Annotated in this window: 21 protein-coding genes; 6 read left to right on the forward strand and 15 right to left on the reverse strand. The window is 61.1% G+C overall.

From position 1 onward, the window contains the following. The first annotated feature begins 54 nt into the window (after nucleotides 1-54). Nucleotides 55-867, forward strand: a complete 813-nt coding sequence (locus CJEIK_RS05760; RefSeq protein WP_034965074.1) for a DeoR/GlpR family DNA-binding transcription regulator — start codon at nucleotides 55-57, stop codon at nucleotides 865-867. On the opposite strand, the gene hflX is transcribed toward CJEIK_RS05760, so the two are convergent. After that, nucleotides 868-2,322, reverse strand: coding sequence for a GTPase HflX (hflX, locus tag CJEIK_RS05765; RefSeq protein ID WP_005295093.1), 1,455 nt, complete (start codon nucleotides 2,320-2,322; stop codon nucleotides 868-870). 68 nt (nucleotides 2,323-2,390) lie between these two features. On the opposite strand from hflX, the gene CJEIK_RS05770 reads away from it, so the two are divergent. Beyond that, nucleotides 2,391-3,170, forward strand: a complete 780-nt coding sequence (locus CJEIK_RS05770) for a hypothetical protein (RefSeq protein ID WP_005295095.1) — start codon at nucleotides 2,391-2,393, stop codon at nucleotides 3,168-3,170. Here CJEIK_RS05770 and dapF read toward each other — a convergent pair. Continuing rightward, nucleotides 3,167-4,033: a diaminopimelate epimerase gene (gene dapF, locus CJEIK_RS05775; RefSeq protein WP_005295098.1), complete on the reverse strand. Its 867-nt coding sequence runs from the start codon at nucleotides 4,031-4,033 to the stop codon at nucleotides 3,167-3,169. The two genes, CJEIK_RS05770 and dapF, sit on opposite strands and share 4 nt — an antisense overlap. A 33-nt stretch (nucleotides 4,034-4,066) precedes the next feature. Next, nucleotides 4,067-4,999, reverse strand: coding sequence for a tRNA (adenosine(37)-N6)-dimethylallyltransferase MiaA (gene miaA, locus CJEIK_RS05780; RefSeq protein ID WP_005295100.1), 933 nt, complete (start codon nucleotides 4,997-4,999; stop codon nucleotides 4,067-4,069). A 105-nt stretch (nucleotides 5,000-5,104) separates the two neighbouring features. On the opposite strand from miaA, the gene CJEIK_RS05785 reads away from it, so the two are divergent. Further along, nucleotides 5,105-6,436, forward strand: coding sequence for a DUF349 domain-containing protein (locus CJEIK_RS05785; protein ID WP_034964958.1), 1,332 nt, complete (start codon nucleotides 5,105-5,107; stop codon nucleotides 6,434-6,436). Nucleotides 6,437-6,443: 7 nt separating this feature from the next. Here CJEIK_RS05785 and CJEIK_RS05790 read toward each other — a convergent pair whose 3' ends face one another. The 5 genes from CJEIK_RS05790 to CJEIK_RS05810 all read right to left on the reverse strand — a co-directional run bounded on the left by CJEIK_RS05790 (nucleotide 6,444) and on the right by CJEIK_RS05810 (nucleotide 10,954). Then, nucleotides 6,444-7,175, reverse strand: a complete 732-nt coding sequence (locus CJEIK_RS05790; protein ID WP_005295104.1) for an Rv2732c family membrane protein — start codon at nucleotides 7,173-7,175, stop codon at nucleotides 6,444-6,446. Then, nucleotides 7,168-8,706 carry a tRNA (N6-isopentenyl adenosine(37)-C2)-methylthiotransferase MiaB gene (gene miaB / locus CJEIK_RS05795; RefSeq protein WP_005295107.1) on the reverse strand — a complete coding sequence of 513 codons (1,539 nt, stop codon included), beginning with the start codon at nucleotides 8,704-8,706 and terminating at the stop codon, nucleotides 7,168-7,170. Before miaB ends, CJEIK_RS05790 begins: the two co-directional genes overlap by 8 nt. An 85-nt stretch (nucleotides 8,707-8,791) precedes the next feature. Next, entirely contained in the window at nucleotides 8,792-9,388 is a 597-nt protein-coding gene (recX, locus tag CJEIK_RS05800; protein WP_005295110.1) for a recombination regulator RecX, read from the reverse strand. A 2-nt stretch (nucleotides 9,389-9,390) separates the two neighbouring features. Next, nucleotides 9,391-10,518: a recombinase RecA gene (gene recA, locus CJEIK_RS05805; protein WP_005295112.1), complete on the reverse strand. Its 1,128-nt coding sequence runs from the start codon at nucleotides 10,516-10,518 to the stop codon at nucleotides 9,391-9,393. 229 nt (nucleotides 10,519-10,747) lie between these two features. After that, a complete protein-coding gene (locus CJEIK_RS05810; RefSeq protein WP_005295114.1) occupies nucleotides 10,748-10,954 on the reverse strand; it encodes a DUF3046 domain-containing protein in 207 nt (68 codons plus the stop codon). Between the two features lie 76 nt (nucleotides 10,955-11,030). On the opposite strand from CJEIK_RS05810, the gene CJEIK_RS05815 reads away from it, so the two are divergent. The 3 genes from CJEIK_RS05815 to CJEIK_RS05825 are packed head-to-tail and all read left to right on the forward strand — an operon-like array spanning nucleotide 11,031 to nucleotide 12,954. Further along, nucleotides 11,031-11,621 (forward strand): biotin transporter BioY, encoded by a 591-nt coding sequence (locus tag CJEIK_RS05815; RefSeq protein ID WP_005295117.1) that lies wholly within the window; start codon nucleotides 11,031-11,033, stop codon nucleotides 11,619-11,621. Nucleotides 11,622-11,624: 3 nt separating this feature from the next. Next, the gene (locus CJEIK_RS05820; RefSeq protein WP_005295121.1) at nucleotides 11,625-12,320 is read left to right on the forward strand and encodes an energy-coupling factor ABC transporter ATP-binding protein; all 696 of its coding nucleotides are present in this window, start codon (nucleotides 11,625-11,627) and stop codon (nucleotides 12,318-12,320) included. Between the two features lie 7 nt (nucleotides 12,321-12,327). Next, nucleotides 12,328-12,954: a CbiQ family ECF transporter T component gene (locus CJEIK_RS05825; RefSeq protein ID WP_005295123.1), complete on the forward strand. Its 627-nt coding sequence runs from the start codon at nucleotides 12,328-12,330 to the stop codon at nucleotides 12,952-12,954. A gap of 9 nt (nucleotides 12,955-12,963) precedes the next feature. Here CJEIK_RS05825 and CJEIK_RS05830 read toward each other — a convergent pair whose 3' ends face one another. The 7 genes from CJEIK_RS05830 to CJEIK_RS05860 all read right to left on the reverse strand — a co-directional run bounded on the left by CJEIK_RS05830 (nucleotide 12,964) and on the right by CJEIK_RS05860 (nucleotide 20,585). Continuing rightward, a complete protein-coding gene (locus tag CJEIK_RS05830) occupies nucleotides 12,964-13,806 on the reverse strand; it encodes a PspA/IM30 family protein (RefSeq protein WP_005295125.1) in 843 nt (280 codons plus the stop codon). 111 nt (nucleotides 13,807-13,917) lie between these two features. Continuing rightward, nucleotides 13,918-14,274 (reverse strand): helix-turn-helix domain-containing protein, encoded by a 357-nt coding sequence (locus tag CJEIK_RS05835; protein WP_011273665.1) that lies wholly within the window; start codon nucleotides 14,272-14,274, stop codon nucleotides 13,918-13,920. Nucleotides 14,275-14,317: 43 nt separating this feature from the next. After that, nucleotides 14,318-14,833 (reverse strand): CinA family protein, encoded by a 516-nt coding sequence (locus CJEIK_RS05840; protein WP_005295132.1) that lies wholly within the window; start codon nucleotides 14,831-14,833, stop codon nucleotides 14,318-14,320. Continuing rightward, entirely contained in the window at nucleotides 14,834-15,436 is a 603-nt protein-coding gene (pgsA, locus tag CJEIK_RS05845) for a CDP-diacylglycerol--glycerol-3-phosphate 3-phosphatidyltransferase (protein ID WP_034964962.1), read from the reverse strand. It lies immediately after the preceding gene. Nucleotides 15,437-15,442: 6 nt separating this feature from the next. After that, nucleotides 15,443-16,462 carry a TerC family protein gene (locus CJEIK_RS05850; protein ID WP_034964964.1) on the reverse strand — a complete coding sequence of 340 codons (1,020 nt, stop codon included), beginning with the start codon at nucleotides 16,460-16,462 and terminating at the stop codon, nucleotides 15,443-15,445. 224 nt (nucleotides 16,463-16,686) lie between these two features. Further along, nucleotides 16,687-19,848 carry an FtsK/SpoIIIE family DNA translocase gene (locus tag CJEIK_RS05855; RefSeq protein WP_035012302.1) on the reverse strand — a complete coding sequence of 1,054 codons (3,162 nt, stop codon included), beginning with the start codon at nucleotides 19,846-19,848 and terminating at the stop codon, nucleotides 16,687-16,689. A gap of 92 nt (nucleotides 19,849-19,940) precedes the next feature. Then, nucleotides 19,941-20,585: a TIGR03085 family metal-binding protein gene (locus CJEIK_RS05860; protein WP_005295142.1), complete on the reverse strand. Its 645-nt coding sequence runs from the start codon at nucleotides 20,583-20,585 to the stop codon at nucleotides 19,941-19,943. Nucleotides 20,586-20,607 lie beyond the last annotated feature (22 nt).

Raw genomic sequence — 20,607 nt, forward strand, 5'->3', positions numbered from 1 at the left:
CCCATTGGCTCTGACGCCGCCTTTTCCGGCCCGCTAGCAACTAAAATGACCTTCATGGAATCAGCAGAGCGGCGCCGCCAGATACTTTCCCTCACAGCCATTCATGGCAGGGTGACTGTGAATGAGCTGGCGGAGAAGTTCGGCGTCACCGCAGAAACAATTCGTCGTGACCTGGCGATCCTCGACGACGGCGGTGAGCTCTTCCGCGTCCACGGGGGCGCCGTCCCCGTGCAGAACTTTCGCACTGACTTCACCACGCTCGCAACCAGGTCCAAAGCCGCACTCGGGGCCAAGCGCGCCATTGCCCAAGCGGCCGTACAGCTATTGCCCTTCTCGGGCACCGTCTTCATCGACGCAGGCACTACCACTGGGGTGTTCGCCGAAGCAATCGCGGCGGCCAACGCCGCAAACGATCCGAAACTCATGGCTCCAAAGCTGAACATCGTAACAAACTCGTTGTTCATCGCGACTACCTTGGCGGAATCACCACGCTTTGACGTACAGCTGATCGGCGGACACGTTCGTTCAGCCTCCCAGGCCGTTGTCGGCGACCTTGCCACCCGCGCTCTTGGCGTGCTGCACGCAGACGTAGCCTTTATCGGCACCAACGCGCTCACCATCGAGCACGGTCTCTCCACCCCCGACGCTCAAGAGGGGGCGATCAAGCGCGCTATGGTCGCCAACTCCGATTCCGTGGTCGCTCTGTGTGATTCCACCAAGTTTGGTCTCGATTACCTCGTCAGCTTCGCCAGCATCGAGGACATCGCTGCCATCGTCACCGACCGCAACGCACCGGAGCCCTACGTAAACGAACTGCGACACCTCGGCATCAAAGTCACGTTCGCCGAAGACGCGCCAAAGGACTAGCTACTCGGCGACGACAAACTGCTCCAGCTCGGCCGCAACAACCTTCGGTAGGCGAACGTTCAGACGCGTCCCGTCTGCATCGTAGTCCTCTTCAAGCACCGTCCCCAGCTCATGGACCTTTGCTACCACGTCGCCGCGATCAAATGGCACATGCAGGGTCACGTGGGTATCCAGCGAGTTGAGGAATAGCTCCAGCTGGGCCTCCAACTCGGGTATGCCCTCCCCCGTCTTCGCGGACACGTACACGGCATCCGGGATACGGTGACGAAGCTCGGCCAGCACCAGTGGGTCGGCGGCGTCGATCTTGTTGATGACCAAGATCTCCGGTGGCGCCTCCTGTCCTGATTCCTCCACGATTCCGCCGATCACGGTATTCACGGCCTTGATCTGCTCCAGCGGGAACGGGTCGGATCCGTCCACAACGTGCAGTACCACGTCGGCGGCCAGAACTTCCTCCAGAGTAGAACGGAAGGCCTCCACCAGCTGCGTGGGCAGGTGTCGAACGAAACCCACCGTGTCGCTGAACACCACCGCGCGGCCATCCGCCAGGTTAGCGCGCCGCGTCGTCGGATCCAGTGTGGCGAACAGTGCATCCTCGACCAAAACTCCCGCACCTGTCAGAGCATTGATCAGCGAAGACTTACCCGCGTTCGTGTAACCGGCAATTGCGATCTGAGGAATCGCCGACGCGTCACGCCGCTCTCGCTTGACCTCACGAGAGGTCTTCATCGCCGCAATCTCCTTGCGTAGCTTCGCCATATCGGAGCGAAGGCGACGGCGATCCGCCTCGATCTTCGTCTCACCCGGACCGCGCAGGCCCACGCCGCCGTTGGATCCCGCACGACCGCCGGCCTGCCGGGACAGCGCGCCACCCCAGCCGCGCACGCGTGTGATGAGGTACTCCATCTGCGCCAACGAAACCTGCGCCTTGCCTTCCTTGGACTTCGCATGCTGGGCGAAGATATCCAGAATTAGCATGGTTCGGTCGATCACTTTGACGTCCAGCGCTTTTTCCAGTGCAATCATCTGGCCCGGGCTCAGCTCACCGTCGCACACCACTGTATCTGCGCCGGTTTCCAGCACCACGGACTTCAGCTCCTCGACCTTGCCACGGCCGATGTAGGTGCCTGAATCCGGCTTGTCGCGACGCTGATAAAGCATCTCCGCCACCTCGGAGCCTGCGGTTTCGGCCAAAGCCCGCAGTTCTTCCAGGCTCGCCTCCACCTGCGCGATCGTCCCGGTTGTCCACACGCCAACCAGCACGACCTTTTCCAGCCTCAGTTTTCGATACTCAACGTCATAGCCGTCGGACTGCTCGTCTGTGTAGGTATTTACGCCACGGGACAACCGCCGGAGGCTAGAGCGCGCCTCCAAATCGAGCTCGCCGACCGTGGGCGCCGCAGGCGAATCATAAAGGTGCGTAGTGTGTTCGGTTTTATCCGTCTTTTCCGTCATTACGCTCTATTTTTACCTGTCAGGGGAGGTAAATAGGAAATTTGGTGTAGAGGACTAGAGTGGTGGGCATGATTCCTGAACTCCGCAGCATTGGTATGGATTTCCCCAAGTGGCAGCAAGCCCTAGAGGCCGCCTACGGTTCCGGCAATTTGGGCGTGTCGGGTGAGGTGCGCGGCGGCCAGGTTCTGCAGTTCGACGACCCCTCGGGCGCCCGCATGGTCGTGCTTGCCGTCGAGCCCTTCGGCTCCTTCGCCAGCTACACCGGCGGAGTGCCTGCCACGGCGCACCTGTCGATGCTGAACGACATCATCGGCGTGCTCGACGTTGTGGACGATAGCCCCATGCTGCAGGTCTCCGGTCAGCAGGCCCCGACGATCGCTTCCCTCACCGCCACCATCGCTCAAGGGCCTTTGCTTGTGGACGCCCCTTCGTTGGAGTACCACCAGTTCCACATTGGGGCTCTGGCCAATTCCGTGCGCGTGTACGGGGACTCGACTGAGTTCGCCAAGGACGGCGGACTGAAGGTCGGCGTGGTGGATTCGAGCGGTTTGCGGGACATTAACTCCCCCGCCACTGCCCCGCATGCCACGGCGGAGATAGCGGTGGAGGCCACCGACTGGTCTCACAAGGTCAACGCTCTGACGGGGCAGAAGTTCTGGACCGCGGGCGTGACCTCTCCCTTCGAGTTCACGGTAGTTCTACCCGAGGATGCGGTCGACGAGGAACTCGCACAGTCCGATGCTCCGTTGATCGTGGCCGGCACCGTGCAGTTCACCGCTAGTACCGTGGATTCCGCTGGCTGCGGCGGCGCCTGCGGCTCCGGTAGCTGCGGCTGCGGGGGCCACTAGAGCACGGTCCGGCCCCAGGCCACGATCGCCGAGGGGCCGCGGAGCACCGAACCATCCTCGGAGATCTCCACCTGCACGGTGCCCCCTGGAACGTGCACGGTGACGGTACCTGTGGCCAGTTCGGCGTCGGCAAGGGCAGAAACAGCGGCGGCGACGGTACCGGTGCCACACGAGCGAGTTTCCCCCACACCGCGCTCGTGGACGCGCATGTGCACCGCACCCGCATTGTCCAATGGCGTGAGAACCTCCAGGTTCACCCCCGCCGGGAAGAATTCAGTATCGAACTGCACTTGCTGGTCGATCGGCAGCTTCTGCAACTCCAGCGCCGTCAGGTTGGGCACCACCGCGGCTAGGTGCGGGTTACCCATATCCACGCCGAGGCCAGCGACCTTCAAGTCGCCCACCTGTGCGGTGGAAACGCCCAGCACCTCCGGAGCACCCATCTCCACGCTCACAATCGCGTGCTCCTGGTTTTCTCCACTCAGCTCGTGGACCTCCACCATCTTGCGGCCCGCCCGGGTGCCGATGCCGAACTGTTCGCCAACGGTGACCTTCCCCTGCCGGCACAACACATGGGCGAAGGCACGCACGCCGTTGCCGCACATTTCCGCCAGGGAGCCGTCGGCGTTGCGGTAGTCCATGAACCATTCGTCACCGTGCACGCCCGCGGGAAGTCCGGCCAACACGCCGGCACCTACCAATGCATCACCGGTGGCAACGCGAATCACCCCGTCGCCACCGATCCCGGCCCGCCGGTCGGCAAGGTGTCTCACGCGATCTTCGGTGAGGTTCACCTGTGTCGCCTCGTCCATCAGGACAACGAAGTCGTTCTCCGTGCCGTGAGCCTTAATGAATTCGATCATGCAGAACACTCCCTTGCTTACTAATGGCCTTGCCTACTGCTGGCTGACAATCCCTAATGCTTCCGTTGCCGCGCGGACCGGGTCGGGTGAGTTGGCGTCAATCCAAATAATGCGCTTATCCCTGCGAAACCAGGAACGCTGCCGTCGAGCATAGCGACGGGTGCCGGTGATGGTGCGATCTACGGCTTCTTCAAATGTTAACTCTCCCGCGAAATAGTCCAGCACCTGCGCGTACCCGATGGCCTGGCCAGCAGTGGATGTCCGGGCGAGCCCATCGGCAACCAGGGAGCGCACTTCCTCCACCAAACCTTGATCAAACATCTGGCGGACGCGCTGCTCAATGCGAGGGTTCAACCACTCTGCGGGCGCGCTAAGTCCCAGCAAACGCATGTTCCAGCGAGGTGTAGAGTTCTTCGGCGGCTGCGACGCTGCGAAGGGTTTGCCGGTCAGTTCAATGACTTCGAGGGCACGGACAGTGCGTCGCGGATCGTTGTCCTCGATAATGCGCGCTGCTTCGGGGTCGATCGTCGCCAAGTACTGATGCATGGCGGCTACGCCACGTACGTCGAGCTCGCGCTGCCATTTCTCGCGGACTATCGGATCCGTTGGCGGGAAGTCCCACTCGTCGACCAGTGCCTGGATGTACATCATGGAGCCGCCGACGATGATGGGCATCTTACCCCTGGAAAGAATCTCTTCCACCGTCGCAATGGCCCCCGAGCGGTATTCGGCAACGCTAGCGGGTTTAGTCACCGGCCAAATATCCAGCTGGTGGTGTGGGATCCCCTGCCTCTCTTCTGGCGGAACTTTGGCCGTTCCAATATCCATGCCACGGTACAACTGCATGGAATCGATGTTCACCACCTCTCCGTCCAGCAGCTTGGCAAGCTCCAGGGAGATCGCCGTCTTACCAGAGGCGGTAGGGCCAACGACTGCGATCGGGCGGATCTGAGTGGAAGAACTCATGGAAACCCAGTCTAGCGGTGCGGCTGGTGTAATAATTACTTCATTGCCCTATACAAGGCGTATAAGGCAATTGGCATGTTTTGGTTTTAAGTAGGAGTACCCGCAATGACTGATCCCACGAATCCTCGTCCGGTCCCGAAGCCCGGCCCCAAGCCAGGCCCCAAGCCCGGGCTAAAGGGAGTGCAGCCTGGGGGCGTCAGCATCCCCAACAACGATCCCGCGAAGTTCGGCCGCGTGGACGCAGACGGCGTGGCATGGCTAAAGACTGCCGACGGCGAGCGCCAAATCGGTGAATTCAAGGCTGGTACTCCGGAAGAGGGACTGAGGCACTTCGGCGCCCGCTACGACGACCTCAGCACCGAGGTGCAGATGCTCGAAGCTCGTCTAAAGAGCCACCCAGAGCAGGCCCAAACGATCCGTCACGACGCGAAGATCCTCCAGGATTCCCTCCCGACCGCAGCGGTCATCGGCGATATCGCCGCGCTAGAAACCCGGCTGGAAAAAATTTCGAAGCACACCGAGACGGCCGAGAAGCAGGTCGCGGAAGCTAAGCAGGAGCGCCGCGATTCCGCACTGGCGCAGAAGGAAGAGCTGCTGGGAGAGGTTGAGGGCATCGCCGCAGCCGACCCGTCCACGCTGAACTGGAAGCGCTCCGGCGAGCGCATCCGCGCGATCGTCGAACAGTGGCGCGGCATCAAGGGAGTCGAGCGATCCACCGACGACGAGCTGTGGAAGCGCTTCTCCAAGGCCCGCTCCGAATTCAACCGCAAGCGCCAGGCGCACTTCGACGAGCTGGACCGCAACCGCGAACGGGCACGGCTGAAGAAGGAAGAGCTGATCGAGCAGGCTGAGGCGCTGCAGGATTCCACCGAGTGGGGGCCAACCAGCGCCAAGTACCGCGACCTGATGAGCCAGTGGAAGGCTGCAGGCCGAGCGCCACGCAATGTGGATGACCAGCTGTGGGAGCGATTCCGCAAGGCACAAGACGTGTTCTTCGCCGCCCGCAAGGCGGATTCCGCCGAGCGCGACAAGGAGTTCGAGAGCAACGCCGCGGCCAAGCAGGCGCTTATCGACGAGTACTCCCCGAAGGTCGATCCGCAGGCACACGGTGTAGACAAGGCTCGCAAGGTTCTGCACGAGCTGCAGGAAAAGTGGGAGCAGATCGGCTTTGTCCCTCGCGGACGCGTACGTGAGTTCGAGGACAAGATTAAGGCCATTGAGGCCCGCGTGGAAGAGGCCGCGGATGCCGAGTGGCGCCGCACCGACCCAGAAGCGCAGGCGCGCGTAGCGCAGTTCCAGGCGAAGGTAGATCAGTTCAACCGGGAGGCTGAGGCCGCGGAAAAGGCCGGCAAGTCCGCGAAAGCTGAGAAGCTACGTAGCCAGGCTGCGCAGTGGCAGGAATGGGCGTCCGCCGCCGCTGCCGCTTTGGAGGGCTAGCTCTCCTCTAGCTCTCCTCGGTTTCCTGCTGAGGTTCGCCCTCCTGCTTCTCAAGCTCGGCCTTGCGCTCGCGGCGGGCCTTAGCGCGGGCGCGACGGTCATCGACGATCTCCGCCTCCTCGCGGTCCTCGATTCCGGTGCGCAGGCGCTGCTGAGCCATGCGGGATTCCTCATCGCGGTGTGCCTCTTCACGGCGCGCTGCAGCCAGCGCCCGCTGTAGGGGATTCTTTTGGAACACCACCGCCGATAGCGCATAGAAAAGCACCGTTAGGCCGACCAGGCTGAACAACAGTGGGATGGACGGGCCGTCGCCTGTCTCCGTCGGCGGTTGGGTCTGGCGCACCCAAATGGCAAAAACGTTGTACCACCAGGCCACACCTGCAAAGGCCCAGTTCACCCAGGCAACTATCCAAGACTTCGAAACTAGAGTTCCGATGGTCAAAAGGATCGCAACGAGGCGCAGCCAAGAGAAGATGACTTCGGGCTTGGCCGTCGCGCCGTCCTGCGCCGCCGGGGTGTTAAACAGCACGTCGTAGCCGCGCACGTCGCCCGCGTGTGGCAGGAAAATCATAACTAAAGGAACCAAGAAACCGAAGACGATCAACGGCACGTAGCGGCCCAGAACCACTCGTCCGGCGATCCTGCGCTCAGCGCCTTTGAGATCGCCCCGGTACTCGGCCAGTGCGTCCTGCGCTGTGTGTTCTTTGGAGTTCTTCGCGCTCTTATTGTTGCTACTCACAGCCGCATCCTCCCGTGCTGCATCCGCCCGCAGTCGTAGGCTCGGGCTTCTTTATGCTGGGCATTCCTAGTCCGACGCCCACAGGCGCAGTTGTCGGGGTCTCCCCCAACTCTGTCATGTCGCCCGCCCTGGTGCGCCTGTGGCTCGCTACTCCGCCGTCAGCGATGAGGAAGTGCGGCGCGGCGTCAGTAATAACTACCTCCACGACGTCACCTGCCCGAACGTCGCCTTCGGGCGTGAAGTGCACGAGGCGACCATCGCGGGAGCGACCGGAGCGGCGCTGAGTTCGGTCGTTTTTGCGCCCGTCGGCCTGCACCAACAACTCCTGTGTTGTACCAATGAGCTTGCGGTTTTCTTCTTCGCTGATACGTTCCTGCAAAGCTAGGAGGCGCTCGTAGCGGTCTTGCACGACAGCCTTGGGCACCTGGTTCTCCATTTCCGCGGCCGGCGTTCCGGGGCGGGGCGAATATTGGAACGTGAAGGCGCTGGAGAAGCGGGCTTTCTCCACTACGTCCAATGTCGCCTGGAAGTCCTCCTCGGTCTCTCCAGGAAAGCCGACGATAATGTCAGTGGTGATCGCCGCGTGCGGGATACGTTCGCGCACCTTGTCGAGGATCGCCAGGAACTTCTTAGAGCGGTAGGAGCGCTTCATGTCCTTCAGCACTTTGCCCGAACCGGACTGCAGCGGCATGTGCAGCTGGGGGCACACTGCGGGGGTCTCGGCCATTGCGTCGATCACATCATCGGTGAACTCGGCTGGGTGCGGGCTGGTGAAGCGCAGGCGCTCCAGGCCTTCGATTTCCCCGCAGGCGCGCAGCAGCTTGGAGAAAGCGGTGCGGTCCCGTTCGAGGGTTTCATCGGCGAAATTCACTCCATAGGCGTTGACGTTCTGGCCCAGTAGCGTCACTTCGCTCACGCCTTGTTCCACCAGAGCCTTGACCTCGGCCAGAATCTCTCCGGGGCGGCGATCCTGCTCCTTGCCTCGCAGTGAGGGCACGATACAGAAAGTGCATGTGTTGTTGCAGCCGACGGATACGGAGACCCAGCCGGCGTAGGCAGATTCGCGCTTGGCGGGTAGCACGGAGGGGAACTCCTCGAGCGCGTCGAAGATCTCAACCTCTGCCTTGTGGTTATGCGCCGAACGCTCCAGCAGCGTGGGCAGCGAGCCCAGGTTGTGAGTGCCGAAGACCACGTCCACCCATGGGGCTTTGTCCACCACGGTCTGCTTGTCCTTCTGCGCCATGCATCCGCCTACGGCAATCTGCATCCCGGGGTGCTCGTCCTTGATGGCCTTCATCTGGCCCAAGGTCCCGTAGAGGCGTTTGTCTGCGTTCTCGCGGACCGCGCAGGTGTTGAACACCACGACGTCCGGCGTAACGCCCTCGCTTGCAGGCACATACCCGGAGTCCTCCAGCAGGCCGGAGAGTCGCTCGGAATCGTGGACGTTCATCTGGCAGCCGAAGGTACGCACTTCGTAGGTGCGACCGGCCCCAGAGTTCTTGCCCGTTTGCGTCTGAATCGTCTGTGTCACGTCGATTACCCTACCCCTTTGCCCACTGCGTTTACGAAAGCGAGGTCCTAGCTAACAGCACCTAGTGGCAACCTAGTGACGCCCGCTACAATTCCTCTATCCGCGCGTCCAGCGCGCGGCGAGCGTAGGCCAGAGCCACGCCTTGCGGAAAACCACGGCGTGCAGCCACACCCACTACGCGGCGCAGTGCCTTGTCATATTCTTTGCGGTCGGCGGGGCGAGTCTTTACGCTAGCTGCCTTCTTGGTCACGAGTTCTTCCAGGATTTGCTCCTGGGATTCCGCATCCACCTGTTCCAGAGCATCCTCGATCACAGCGGCGGCGATGCCCTTGCGTTGCAGCTCTCGGCGCAGCACGGAGACTGATTTCTTCTGGTTCTTCTCCCGCTGTCGTACCCACTCACTGGCAAACTCGGCATCATTTAGCATTCCGTTTTCCGTGCAGCGGGCGATGACTTCCTCCACGCCCTCGGGCTCAAAGTCTGCGTCGAGCAACCTTTGGCGCAGTTCCGCCGTGGAGCGTGCTCGATGGTTGATCAGCCGCAACGCCTTGGCCTTAATTGGCGCAAGCCTTTCTTCCTCGGCCACATCCACGAACCTCTCGCCCTCGCCGGGCGAGTAGTTTGCGATTGCCTGTCGAAGTGCCTCTATCTTTTGGTCGCGCTCGTTATGCCTAGTCGGCATTGTTAGTTGGCATCGTCATCGTCGAAGTTCGGGCTGAGGTCGATGGGCTTGTCCTCATCCATCTGGTCCCCAGCGGCTTCCTCGGTCTGCTCGTCCTTCATCTTGGCGTACGGACCGATCTTTAGCTCGCGGGCAATGCGATCCTCCAGCTCTGCGGAAAGGTCCCGGTTGTTCTTGAGGAACTCACGGGCCTTCTCCTTGCCCTGGCCTAGCTGGTCGCCGTCGTAGGTGAACCAGGATCCGGACTTCTTAATCAGGCCGGTCTCCACGCCCAAGTCAATGATGGAACCTTCCCGCGAAATACCTTCGCCGTACAGGATGTCGAATTCCGCGATCTTAAACGGCGGCGAGACCTTATTCTTCACAACCTTGAGGCGAGTACGGTTACCCACCACGTCCTGGCCATCCTTCAGCGCTTGAATACGGCGAATGTCGCAGCGCACGGAAGCGTAGAACTTCAGTGCCTTACCGCCTGTCGTGGTCTCCGGGGAACCGAACATCACGCCGATCTTCTCGCGCAGCTGGTTAATGAAGATCGCGGTCGTACCCGTCTGATACAGCGCGCCGGTCATCTTGCGCAACGCCTGGCTCATCAGGCGGGCCTGCAGACCGACATGCGAGTCGCCCATGTCGCCGTCGATCTCTGCCTTGGGCGTCAACGCCGCCACAGAGTCCACCACAATAATGTCGATGGCACCTGAGCGGATCAGCATATCCGCAATTTCCAGCGCTTGCTCGCCCGTATCTGGCTGAGAAACCAGCAGTGCGTCTGTATCCACGCCGAGCGCACGTGCGTACTCCGGGTCCAGAGCGTGCTCCGCATCCACGAACGCCGCAATGCCACCGGCTCGCTGCGCCTCTGCGATTGCATGTAATGCCACGGTGGTCTTACCAGAAGACTCTGGCCCATAGATCTCCACTACGCGACCGCGCGGGAAACCGCCGATGCCCAGCGCTGCATTGATCGCAATACTTCCGGAGGAAATCGCCTGGATCGGCGGACGGGTATCGTCGCCCAGGCGCATGATTGCACCCTTGCCAAAGTCCTTCTCGATCTGCGCCATCGCAAGCTCCAGCGCCTTCGACCGGTCCTTCCCCGCCGCGGCGGTCTGCTTCTTCTTCGGTGGCATAGAGTTGCCGCCCCTTCCATCTGCTGTGACGTCTGGTGTATTCAAAATCGTCATCTTCTTCGCACCCCCGTTTTGCTTAGACCGGGAACGCTCCGAAAAGGTTCATTGATAGTTGTACTCGACCGCGCGGACAACCATCGTTTCCGACACACACCATACACGAACCTTTGTTCGATTGTTTAACCGAGGCGCCCGCCCCACCACACTAAGGGCGTCAATAAATAAAAGGTTAGATATCCTCACCCAAACGGCGCTCTTCGGGCACATCGAAGTCATCACACAGCGCCAACCACACGTCACGAAGGTCATACCCTTGTTCGATTAGCGCAGAAGGCGTATCCCCCAGTGAGCTCAGCACGTGAGTATCTGAAATAAAAGCTCGGAAGCCATCTCCAAACTCGCCCAAAGTAAGCCGATCAAACTCTGTTCTGCGCATGGTCTACCAATCTACACCCCCACACAAAAGCCCCCTTATTGAACAGTGTTCAAGTTCGCGGGTCTGCTGAGTTATCATGATACTTATGTCATCCTCAGAAACTAGAAACTTTAAAGCGGTAGACCTCGCGTACATCGCCGTCTTCGCAGCACTCATTATCGTCCTCGGCGGCGTGCAGTTGCCTGTCGGCGTGGCCGGCGTGCCTATCGTTCTGCAAAACATGGGCATCGTCCTTGCCTCCCTCATCCTCGGCTTCTGGCGCGGAGGCCTAGCCACCACCCTATTTATCGCCGTAGGCTTCGTCGGCGTTCCCAACATGGCCGGCTGGAAACCCGCTGCCGCAGCCGTCGCGGGTCCCACCGTCGGTTACATCGTCGGCTATGTCATCGCCGCCTTCGTCATCGGCCTGATCGCCCAGTACGCTCCACGCAACGCGAGGGCACGTACCGCCGTCTTCTTCCTCGCGGGCATCGTTGGCGTTATTATCCAATACTTCTGCGGATCGATCGGCCTGATGGTGCGCCTCGGCTACGACTTCTCTACTGCCCTGGCAGCCAACACCCCCTTCATCCCCGGAGACCTCATCAAGGTCACAATCGCCGTCGCCATCGCGCTGACCGTCACCAAGGCAGTGCCAGACCTGCTGCCAACGAAGCGCAAGGCCTAGAACATGCCCCATATCGAGTTCGAAAACGTTGGCGTCACCTTCGATACCTCTACAGGCCAGCGGACCGTCCTCCGAGACATCAACCTTTCCCTCAACGAACGCCGAATCGGCATTATCGGCGCTAACGGCTCCGGCAAGTCCACACTGGTGCGTCTCATCAACGGACTCGCCGAACCCACCACCGGGCAGGTGCGCGTCGCGGGGCTCGATGTAGCGAAACGCGGTCGCGAGGTGCGGCGCAAGGTGGGGTTTGTTTTTAGTGACGCCGACAACCAAATCATCATGCCCACGGTTGCCGAAGACGTCGCGTTTTCCCTGCGTACAACCACCAAGAGTGGCTGCGTAAGGGAGGAAAAGGCAGCTGCAATGCTGCGCACCATGGGGCTGGAGCACCTAGCGGGCGCCTCCCCCCACTTCCTTTCCGGTGGCGAGAAGCAACTGCTGGCACTGGCCTCAGTGCTGGTGGTGGAACCAGAGCTAGTGATTGCCGACGAGCCCACTACCCTGCTGGATCTCGGCAATCGCCGGATGATCGCTCACCGGCTGGCGGAACTGCCTCAGCAATTGATCGTCGTTTCGCATGACCTAGAGCTATTAGAAGGCATGGAGCGAGTACTGTGGATCGCCGACGGCGAGGTACGGGAGGACGGCCCGGCCGATCGGGTAATCGCCGACTATGTAGCAAGCTTCGACGGGTAGGTAACCAATGGCAAAGCCCCTCCACATCAACGTCCCGCTGTCTGTGTACTACCCGGGAAACTCCCTCCTGCACCGCGCACGACCGGGTCTAAAAATTTTTCTACTCTTCTTTTTCCTGGTCAGTAGCGCCATCTGGGCGACCGTGCTGTGGCAGGCAGGGGCTGTCGCCGCTTTCACCGCCGCGTGCTACGCGGTGGCGCGCATCCCTGTGAGTTTGGCACTGCGCCAGATGCTGGCGCCCGCCGTGCTACTGCTGGCCTTCGCCGCGCTGCTGTGGTGGCAGCGGGACTTCCCCACCGCTCTGACTTACTTTGTGGTGATCCTCTCCGCGGTGGCCATGGCGACCCTACTAACCCTGACGACCACCATCGGACAGCTCATGGACGCTGTCGAGTCGGGTCTACGCCCACTGGGAAAAATCGGCCTGCCGGTTGAGACGATCAGCCTACTTGTTGCACTGACCATCCGCCTGATTCCCCTTACCGCGCTGACGGTTAACGAAGTGCTAGACGCAAGAAAAGCACGGGGCGCATCGCGCTCCGTGCTTGCCTTCGGCGTGCCGGTGATTGTTCGCAGCCTATTGCGGGCCCGCCGCCTCGGCGAGGCGCTGAAGTCCCGCGGGGTCGGCAACTAGCTGGAAAGCCTAGCTTTCGCCTCGCAGCTGGCGCATATGCTCGGCCACTGCGTCCTGGCTAACGTTGCCCGCCTGCGGCTGGGCCTGCTCGATGGCCTCTGGCTGCTGTGCCCCACCCAGCTGGTTGTTCGCGCCCCCCTGCATCTCCGCACGGATCTGCTCCAGGCGGGAGTGCCCGACCATCTGGATGCCTGCCTGCTGAACCTCAGCCATGCGACCCTGCACAGAGTTCTGCGCCAGTTCGGCCTGGCCCAGGGCATTAGCGTAACGGCGCTCGATCTTCTCGCGCACCTGATCCAGGTTCGGGGATCCGTTAGAGGCAACGGAGTTCATGGACTGCAGGGATTCCGCAACCTTCTCCTGCATCTTCGCCTGCTCCAGCTGGCTCAGCAGCTTGGTGCGCTCGGCGGCCTTCTGCTGCAGCTGCATGGAGTTGCGCTCCACGGCCTGCTTGGCCTGCGCAGCCTGCTGCAAAGCCTGGTCGTGAAGGCTCTTCATGTCCTCCACCGACTGTTCTGCAGTAACAAGCTGTGCGGCAAAAGCTTCAGCGGCGTTCTCGTACTCCATGGCCTTCTGCTGATCGCCCTGGGCACGGGCCTTGTCAGCGAGATTTAGCGCCTGCTTGGTGTTGGCCTGTAGCTTCTCCACTTCCTCGAGCTGGCGGTTCAGCTTCATCTCCAGCTGACGCTGGTTGCCGATCACTGCTGCTGCCTGCTGGGAGAGGGCCTGGTGCTGCTTCTGCGCTTCTGCAATGGCCTGTTCGATCTGAATCTTCGGATCGGCGTTCTCTTCGATCTTGTTGTCGAAGAGCGCCATCAGGTACTTCCATGCCTTCACGAACGGATTGGCCATGAGCTATAGCTCCTTCAAATGAGAGTAAAACGGGCTAAAAATATTTCTTTTGCGCGGATAATACTACCAAGAATCCACCGCACGTCTGCACCCTTAGGACCCTTAGAGCCCTTAGGCCCGTTCCACTGCACTCGCCGCCATGTTCGCTGCCAACTCCGCAGCCGCCGCGTCCAGAGCCATCATCGAGGCAGCCTCCAAGATTACCGAAGCCACCGAGACCGCCATTGCGTGGCACACACTGGCCAGCAGCTCTGAGGAAACTTCCTTGCGGCCACGCTCCAGTTCAGAAAGGTAGCCCGGGCTGACGTTTGCCAGCGAAGCCAACTGGCGCAGCGTGAACCCGTTATTGGTGCGATATTCCTTCAGGGTCGCCCCCAACGCCTCCCTCAGCAGCGGTTCATCCACGGGCATCCGCTCGGCGGGACGCTCCACCGCAACCGTATCCATGACCATAGTATTGTGACTCATCAATCATCCCAACGTTTCGGGCGGCGCATTTGTTCCCGCTAGTTTACGCGCTGGCCATTTCCAGCGCGCGCGTTAAGCTGAACTGCCGAATTTCTGCCCGCAATTGCTCTTTATCCAGCCCTGCGAACTCTCCTTCGCTCTGCCGCCGCACGAACTCTGCGTACAGGTTCTCCACCCGCGCCCCCCGCGCATAATCGTAGATCCCAATGAAGACCTCTCCCACCGGGTGCCCATCCTGCGGGTCGGGCCCGGCCACGCCCGTCAGCGCCACGCCAACATCTGCTCCGCAACGCCGCGCCGCCCCCTTTGCCAACTCCGCCGCGGTCTCCGCTGCCACCGGTCCATGCGCGCGCAGGGTTTCCTCGCTCACTCCCGCCAGGTCGTGCTTGAGCTCTGTTGCATAGACAATGACGCCACCGCGTAAAACCGCCGAAGCCCCAGGCACCTCTGCAATCGTGGCCGCGCACAGCCCTGCGGTCAGGGATTCCGCCGTCGCGATTGTCAGCCCTCGCCGGGTGAACTCCCGGACCAGGTGTTCGGCGGCAGGGTTCACCGTCATTTAAGCGTTTTCCTTGCGCGAGTCAAGGATGTACTGCACGCCGGTGACAACGGTCTGCACCACGGCCACACCCATCACGATCACAGCGATGGTCTGCACGACCCCGCCGAACGGCAGGATGTAGAGGAACACCGCCAGGGTCTGCAGAACCGTCTTCAGTTTTCCGCCCTTGGAGGCCGGAACGACATTGCCCTTGCGCGCCAACACCATGCGCCAAACGGTAATGCCCAGCTCGCGTACCACGACGATCGCGGTGACCCACCACGGCAGCTCGCCCAAAATGTTCAGACTGACGAAAGCGGAGATCATCAGTGCCTTATCCGCGATCGGGTCGGCCAGCTTGCCGAAGTCGGTGATGACCTCGTAGCGCCGAGCCAGGTAACCGTCCAGCTGGTCGGTGAACATCAGCAGGCTAAAGGCGAGCAGTGCCCACCAACGGTGGGCGCGGTCAGGCTCGGCTCCCGCTACGTCCCAATCCCCCGAGGTCAGGATCAGCCAGAGGAACACCGGGATCAGGGCGATGCGAATGCACGTGAGTACATTCGGCAAGCTCACGCTGTGGACGAACGTGCCAAACGAAGATCGCGGTGCTGAAGTATTCACAAGTACCTATCCTACCGTGGAGCTCTCTTCGTTTTCGGCCAGCTTCTTCTTGCCGACCGTCATGCTCAGGACCGTGGTAACCACCAGCACGCCGACGATGACGATAAGCGACAGCTCCACGGAAACCTCAGGAACGGCAACTCCCTCGCCGCCGTTGATAAACGGCAGGTTGTTCTCGTGCAGCGCATGCAGGATCAGCTTGGTACCGATGAAAGCCAGGATAATGAAAAGGCCGTAGCCGAGGTACACCAGGCGTTCCAGCAGGCCGTCCAGCAGGAAGTACAGCTGTCGCAGCCCCATCAGGGCCAGGGCGTTGGTCGTGAACACGATATAAGGCTCGCTGGTAATGCCGTAGATGGCAGGGATGGAGTCGAGGGCGAACAACACGTCCACGAAGCCGATGGCCACCAGGGCGATGAAAAGTGGCGTCAAAACCCTCTTGCCGTTTTCCTTAAACCACAGACGGTCCGACTCGTAGTGATCCGAGACATGGATAAACTTCCGGGTCATCTTGATGACCATCATGTCCTGCGGGTCCTTCTCTTCCTCGCCAGAGACCTCGTCCCACAGCAGCTTCGCCGCGGTCCACAGCAGGAACAGGCCGAACAGGTAGAAGACGTCAGACCACGCCTCGATGATCGCCGCACCCAGGGCGATGAAGATACCGCGCAGGATCAGTGCCAGCGCAATGCCGATGAGCAGGACCTTCTGCTGGTACTTGCGGGGGATCTTAAAGGAGCTCAGGATAAGCGCGAAGATAAAGAGGTTATCCATGCTCAAGGCCTTCTCGGTGATGTAACCGGCGAAGAACTCCAGGCCGTGCTGGTGCGGGTTACCCGGCTCACCCCAGGTCAGCCAGAGGAAACCGCCGAAGAGGCAGGCGAGAGCCACGTAGAACAGGCTCCACAGCGCCGACTCCTTGATGCTCGGCTCGTGGGGTGTTTTGACGTGGCTGTAGAAATCGAAGACAAAGAATCCGGCGACCACCAGGATGGTGATGGTCCACGTTAAGGCATTTACTTCCATGGAAAACCTCCGGTCGATAAAACACATCACTAAATAGACCGGAGGTCTCCCCTGCCCGTTCCATGAAAGTTACGAGCCGACATGACCGGGAGGTTCGCAGTTTCACCGCAACCTTTCCGTGTTGACGATCAATGTCGAGGGCGCCAAGCGGACTCGGCGTTAGGGTACTCCCCTCCAACTGCCGACTACTCTACACGCAGCGGTGGCCGGCCGCGTTGTAGGGGTTACACAGCTCCGCTCGGGGGGTTAGCGGCGACCACGCGAGTCCCGCCGTCGGTAGGATCCCCACCGTCAACGCCACCGTCGCTGCCATTTTCAGCACCTGGGGAGTCTGCCTCCATGACTTCCTTGGGCGCGTCCTCGGGATTTGCGCCCTTGATCATCCAGAGCATCGTGTCGAGTTCCTCGGGCTTCACCAGCACCTCGCGCGCCTTAGAGCCCTCGGACGGTCCAACCACTCCGCGGGTTTCCATCAGATCCATCAAGCGTCCGGCCTTTGCAAAGCCGATGCGCAGCTTACGCTGCAGCATGGACGTCGAGCCGAACTGGCTGGTAACCACCAGCTCCACGGCCTGCAGCAGGTCCTCCAGGTCGTTGCCAATGTCCGGGTCGATGTCCTTCTTCGCCTCGGCCGCCTTGTCTTCTGTGACCCCCTCTGTGTAGTCGGGCTCGGCCTGATCCTTGGCAGCCTCTACGACGGCGCTGATCTCCTCGTCCGTCACAAAGGCACCCTGAATACGCTGCGGCTTGCCCGCGCCCTGCGGGATGAACAGGCCGTCGCCCATACCGATAAGCTTCTCCGCACCGCCCTGGTCCAGGATCACTCGAGAGTCAGTGGAGGAACTGGTAGCGAAGGCTAGTCGGGAGGGAACGTTCGTCTTAATCAGGCCAGTTACCACATCCACCGACGGACGCTGCGTCGCCAACACCAGGTGGATACCCGCGGCGCGTGCCTTCTGGGTGATTCGCACAATCGAGTCCTCGATCTCGCGCGGGGCGGTCATCATCAGGTCGGCGAGCTCGTCAACCACGCACACGATGTACGGGTATGGGCGGTACTCGCGTTCCGAGCCCAGCGGAGTGGTGATCTCACCGGATTTAACCTTGCGGTTGAAATCCTTGATGTGCCGCACGCGGCTGGCCTTCATGTCCATGTAGCGCTGCTCCATCTCCTCCACCAGCCAGGTCAGAGCGGCGGCCGCCTTCTTCGGCTGGGTGATGATAGGAGTGATCAAGTGCGGGATGCCCTCGTAGGGGGTCAGTTCCACCATCTTCGGATCCACCAGGATCAGGCGTACCTCATCCGGTGTGGCGCGGGTCAGCAGGGAAACCAGCATGGAGTTCACGAAGGCCGACTTACCGGAACCCGTGGATCCGGCCACCAGGAGGTGCGGCATCTTCTGAATCGAGTGGGCAACGAAGTCACCCTCGATGTCCTTACCCAGACCAATTACCATCGGGTCGGCATCACTGCGTACCTTCGGTGCCTCCAGCACGTCGCCTAGGCGCACCATCTCGCGATCGGTGTTGGGCACCTCGATACCAACGGCAGACTTGCCCGGGATCGGCGTCAGCAGGCGCACGTTGTCCGTGGCCACGGCGTATGCCAGGTTGGACTGCAGGTTCGTGATCTTGGAAACCTTCACGCCCGGCCCGAGTTCAACCTCATAGCGGGTCACTGTCGGTCCACGGCTAAAGCCCGTCACCTGCGCGTCGACTTTGAACTCCTCGAACACATCCGTGATCGCCTCGATCATCCGGTCGTTCGTTTCACTGCGAGTCTTCGGCGCATCGCCGTTGATGAGTAGCTCCGTCGACGGCAGCGCGTAGTCGCTTTCTTCCTTCTGTGCTGTGGTTTTCTCTACGCCCTTATCTGTGACGCCCTCAGCCACATCCGCTTCCAGCTCGGACTTCGGCGTAGAGGCGGGGATCGCTGCGGCGTCTATTCCCGAGCGAGCGATGATTGCCTGCCGCACCGAGTCACGAGAGTCGGCCACTGGGTCCCGCTTAGTCTCACGCTTGAGTTCAGCCTTGGACTCAGGCTCAGATTCGGGCCTAGAATCCGCCACCGTCTGCGGGACGTCCTCGTCGTCATCCAGCAGCTCCGCGACGTCCTCCACAGGAGGTGCAGGCTTCGTCTGGGGGCGCTTTGCTTCCGCGCGCTTTGGTTGCGTGCGCTTACGCCGCTTCGGGGTGCGAGAAGCCGCAGTGTCCAGCACTAAAGTCTCGTTGGAGTCAGCTGAGCCGTCGGCGGCGTAGCTCTCCTGCTCCTCCACTGGATAGTTGTCCATCGGCGTACGGCGAGCAGCACGGGTGATTTGACGATCGACGTGACCGTACTGGTCAGCATCATCTTCATCGTCTTCGTAGTCAGCGTAATCATCGCTGTCGCGGCCCTCGCGCCAGCTTCCCACGCCCAGAAAGTCTGCTGCGAGGGCATAAATCTGCTTAACCGTCAGCCCTGTTAGCTGCAGCGCACCGTAGACGATGGCCAGCAGCAGTAGAGGAACGGCAAGGTAAACGCTAAAACCGACAGCCATTGGGGTGCCGATGGCCTGCCCGACAAGTCCGCCAGCACCTGCCTTCCCGGCACTGTCGGTTGGCTGGCCGGCGAAGATATGAATGAGCCCCAGCATGGGCAGGATCACTAGCGCAGAACCGAGCCACAGGCGAACCGTGGAACGCTGAGTGCGCTCGATACCGACCATAAGCACCCAGGCGGCAAACGCCATGGCAATTGGTACCACGTATCCGCCCGCACCGATGATCCAGGTGAGAATCCCAGCGATCGCGTTGCCCACTGCCCCGCCAACTCCAAACCATAGGGTTCCAGCGAGAATCAAAGCCACCGCGAAAACGCCGATGGCAGCACCGTCATAGGAACCGCCAATGCGCATCGGCCCGCTGCTTTCGCTGGCACCCTGAGCTCTGAAGTCGGCGTCAAAACCGTCGTCCTCAGTGTCCGGAGTCCAGTTGTCGTTAGAACGAGCAACGCGACCAGAGTCAAGTTTGTTAGCTTGACTCTTGCGCGAATTTCGCTGCTTCCCCCGCTTGGAGATCACCTGGGTTTCAGCCTCCTCTAGAAATTCCGCATCGTCATAAGAATCAAAGTCACCCGCTTCGCCACGAGACGCCAGGCGGCGCGTGAGCCCACCGAGCCCCCGTGCCGCGCCACTGAAAGCAGACCCTAACGAGTGGCCGACCACGCCAAAGGCGCTGCCGGTCCTTTCGAAGTCCTCGCCCCCGGCATAGCCAGAGTAACCGGCACCGACTGGGGCGGTGGATCGAGTATCTTCGAATCCACCTCGACGGCCGGAGCTTGGTCGGTTGGCGCGTGCGCCCCTTCCTCGGGGTGCAGAACTGCGAGAACGACTAGTGACAGACATGGCCATCACTTTAGTCGCACCGATCACAGTAGTCACATGAGCAACACGCGCTTTGTTCTAAAAAGATGCTCAGATTTGGCGGAAGAAGATCTCTAAAACACGTGACGCTTAATGCGCGCGGTCGTGTCCTCATCCGCAGGAGTCATAACAACGTCCACAGCGCTATCACGGCCATAAAGCCACAGCAGCATCTCCCCGGCCTCACCGCTTACCCGTACCTCGTCGATACTATCGGCACCCGCACGAACCACCGTCGGCGCGGAGGCGTCGGTCCGCTCCAACACCACGTGAATGGTCGAGGAACGCAGGAAGAATTTTGCCATCTTCCCTACTGCCTTCCACAGATCATCCCGCGCAGATTGCGGAAGGTCGCGGGGAGCATAGTCCCCTCCCCCACGGCGCAGATCCTCGTGGTGGACGAAGTTTTCGGCTAGGTTGGCGTACTTGTCCGCCAGGCGCAGCGGGTTCCACGTCGGCGGGCCATTGCGGTACATCTCCACCAGCTCTGTGTACGGCTTGGACTCGTAGTCGTGGCTGACGGAATCCAGACGATTGGCCAAACCCTTGAAGAACATGCCCGCGGCGGCATCCGGACGGTATTCGCGGATAACAAGGTGGACCGCCAAATCGCGAGCAGTCCAGCCCGCGCACAACGTGGGTGCGGTGGGACTGGACTGCTCCAGTAGGTTCGCCAGGGCTTCGCGTTCTGCTTGGGAGGTGTTCATGTTGTGTTCCATGCCACCCCAGCGTAGCGAAACC

The sequence above is a fragment of the Corynebacterium jeikeium genome, from assembly GCF_028609885.1.
GTDB classification, from domain to species: Bacteria; Actinomycetota; Actinomycetes; order Mycobacteriales; family Mycobacteriaceae; genus Corynebacterium; species Corynebacterium jeikeium.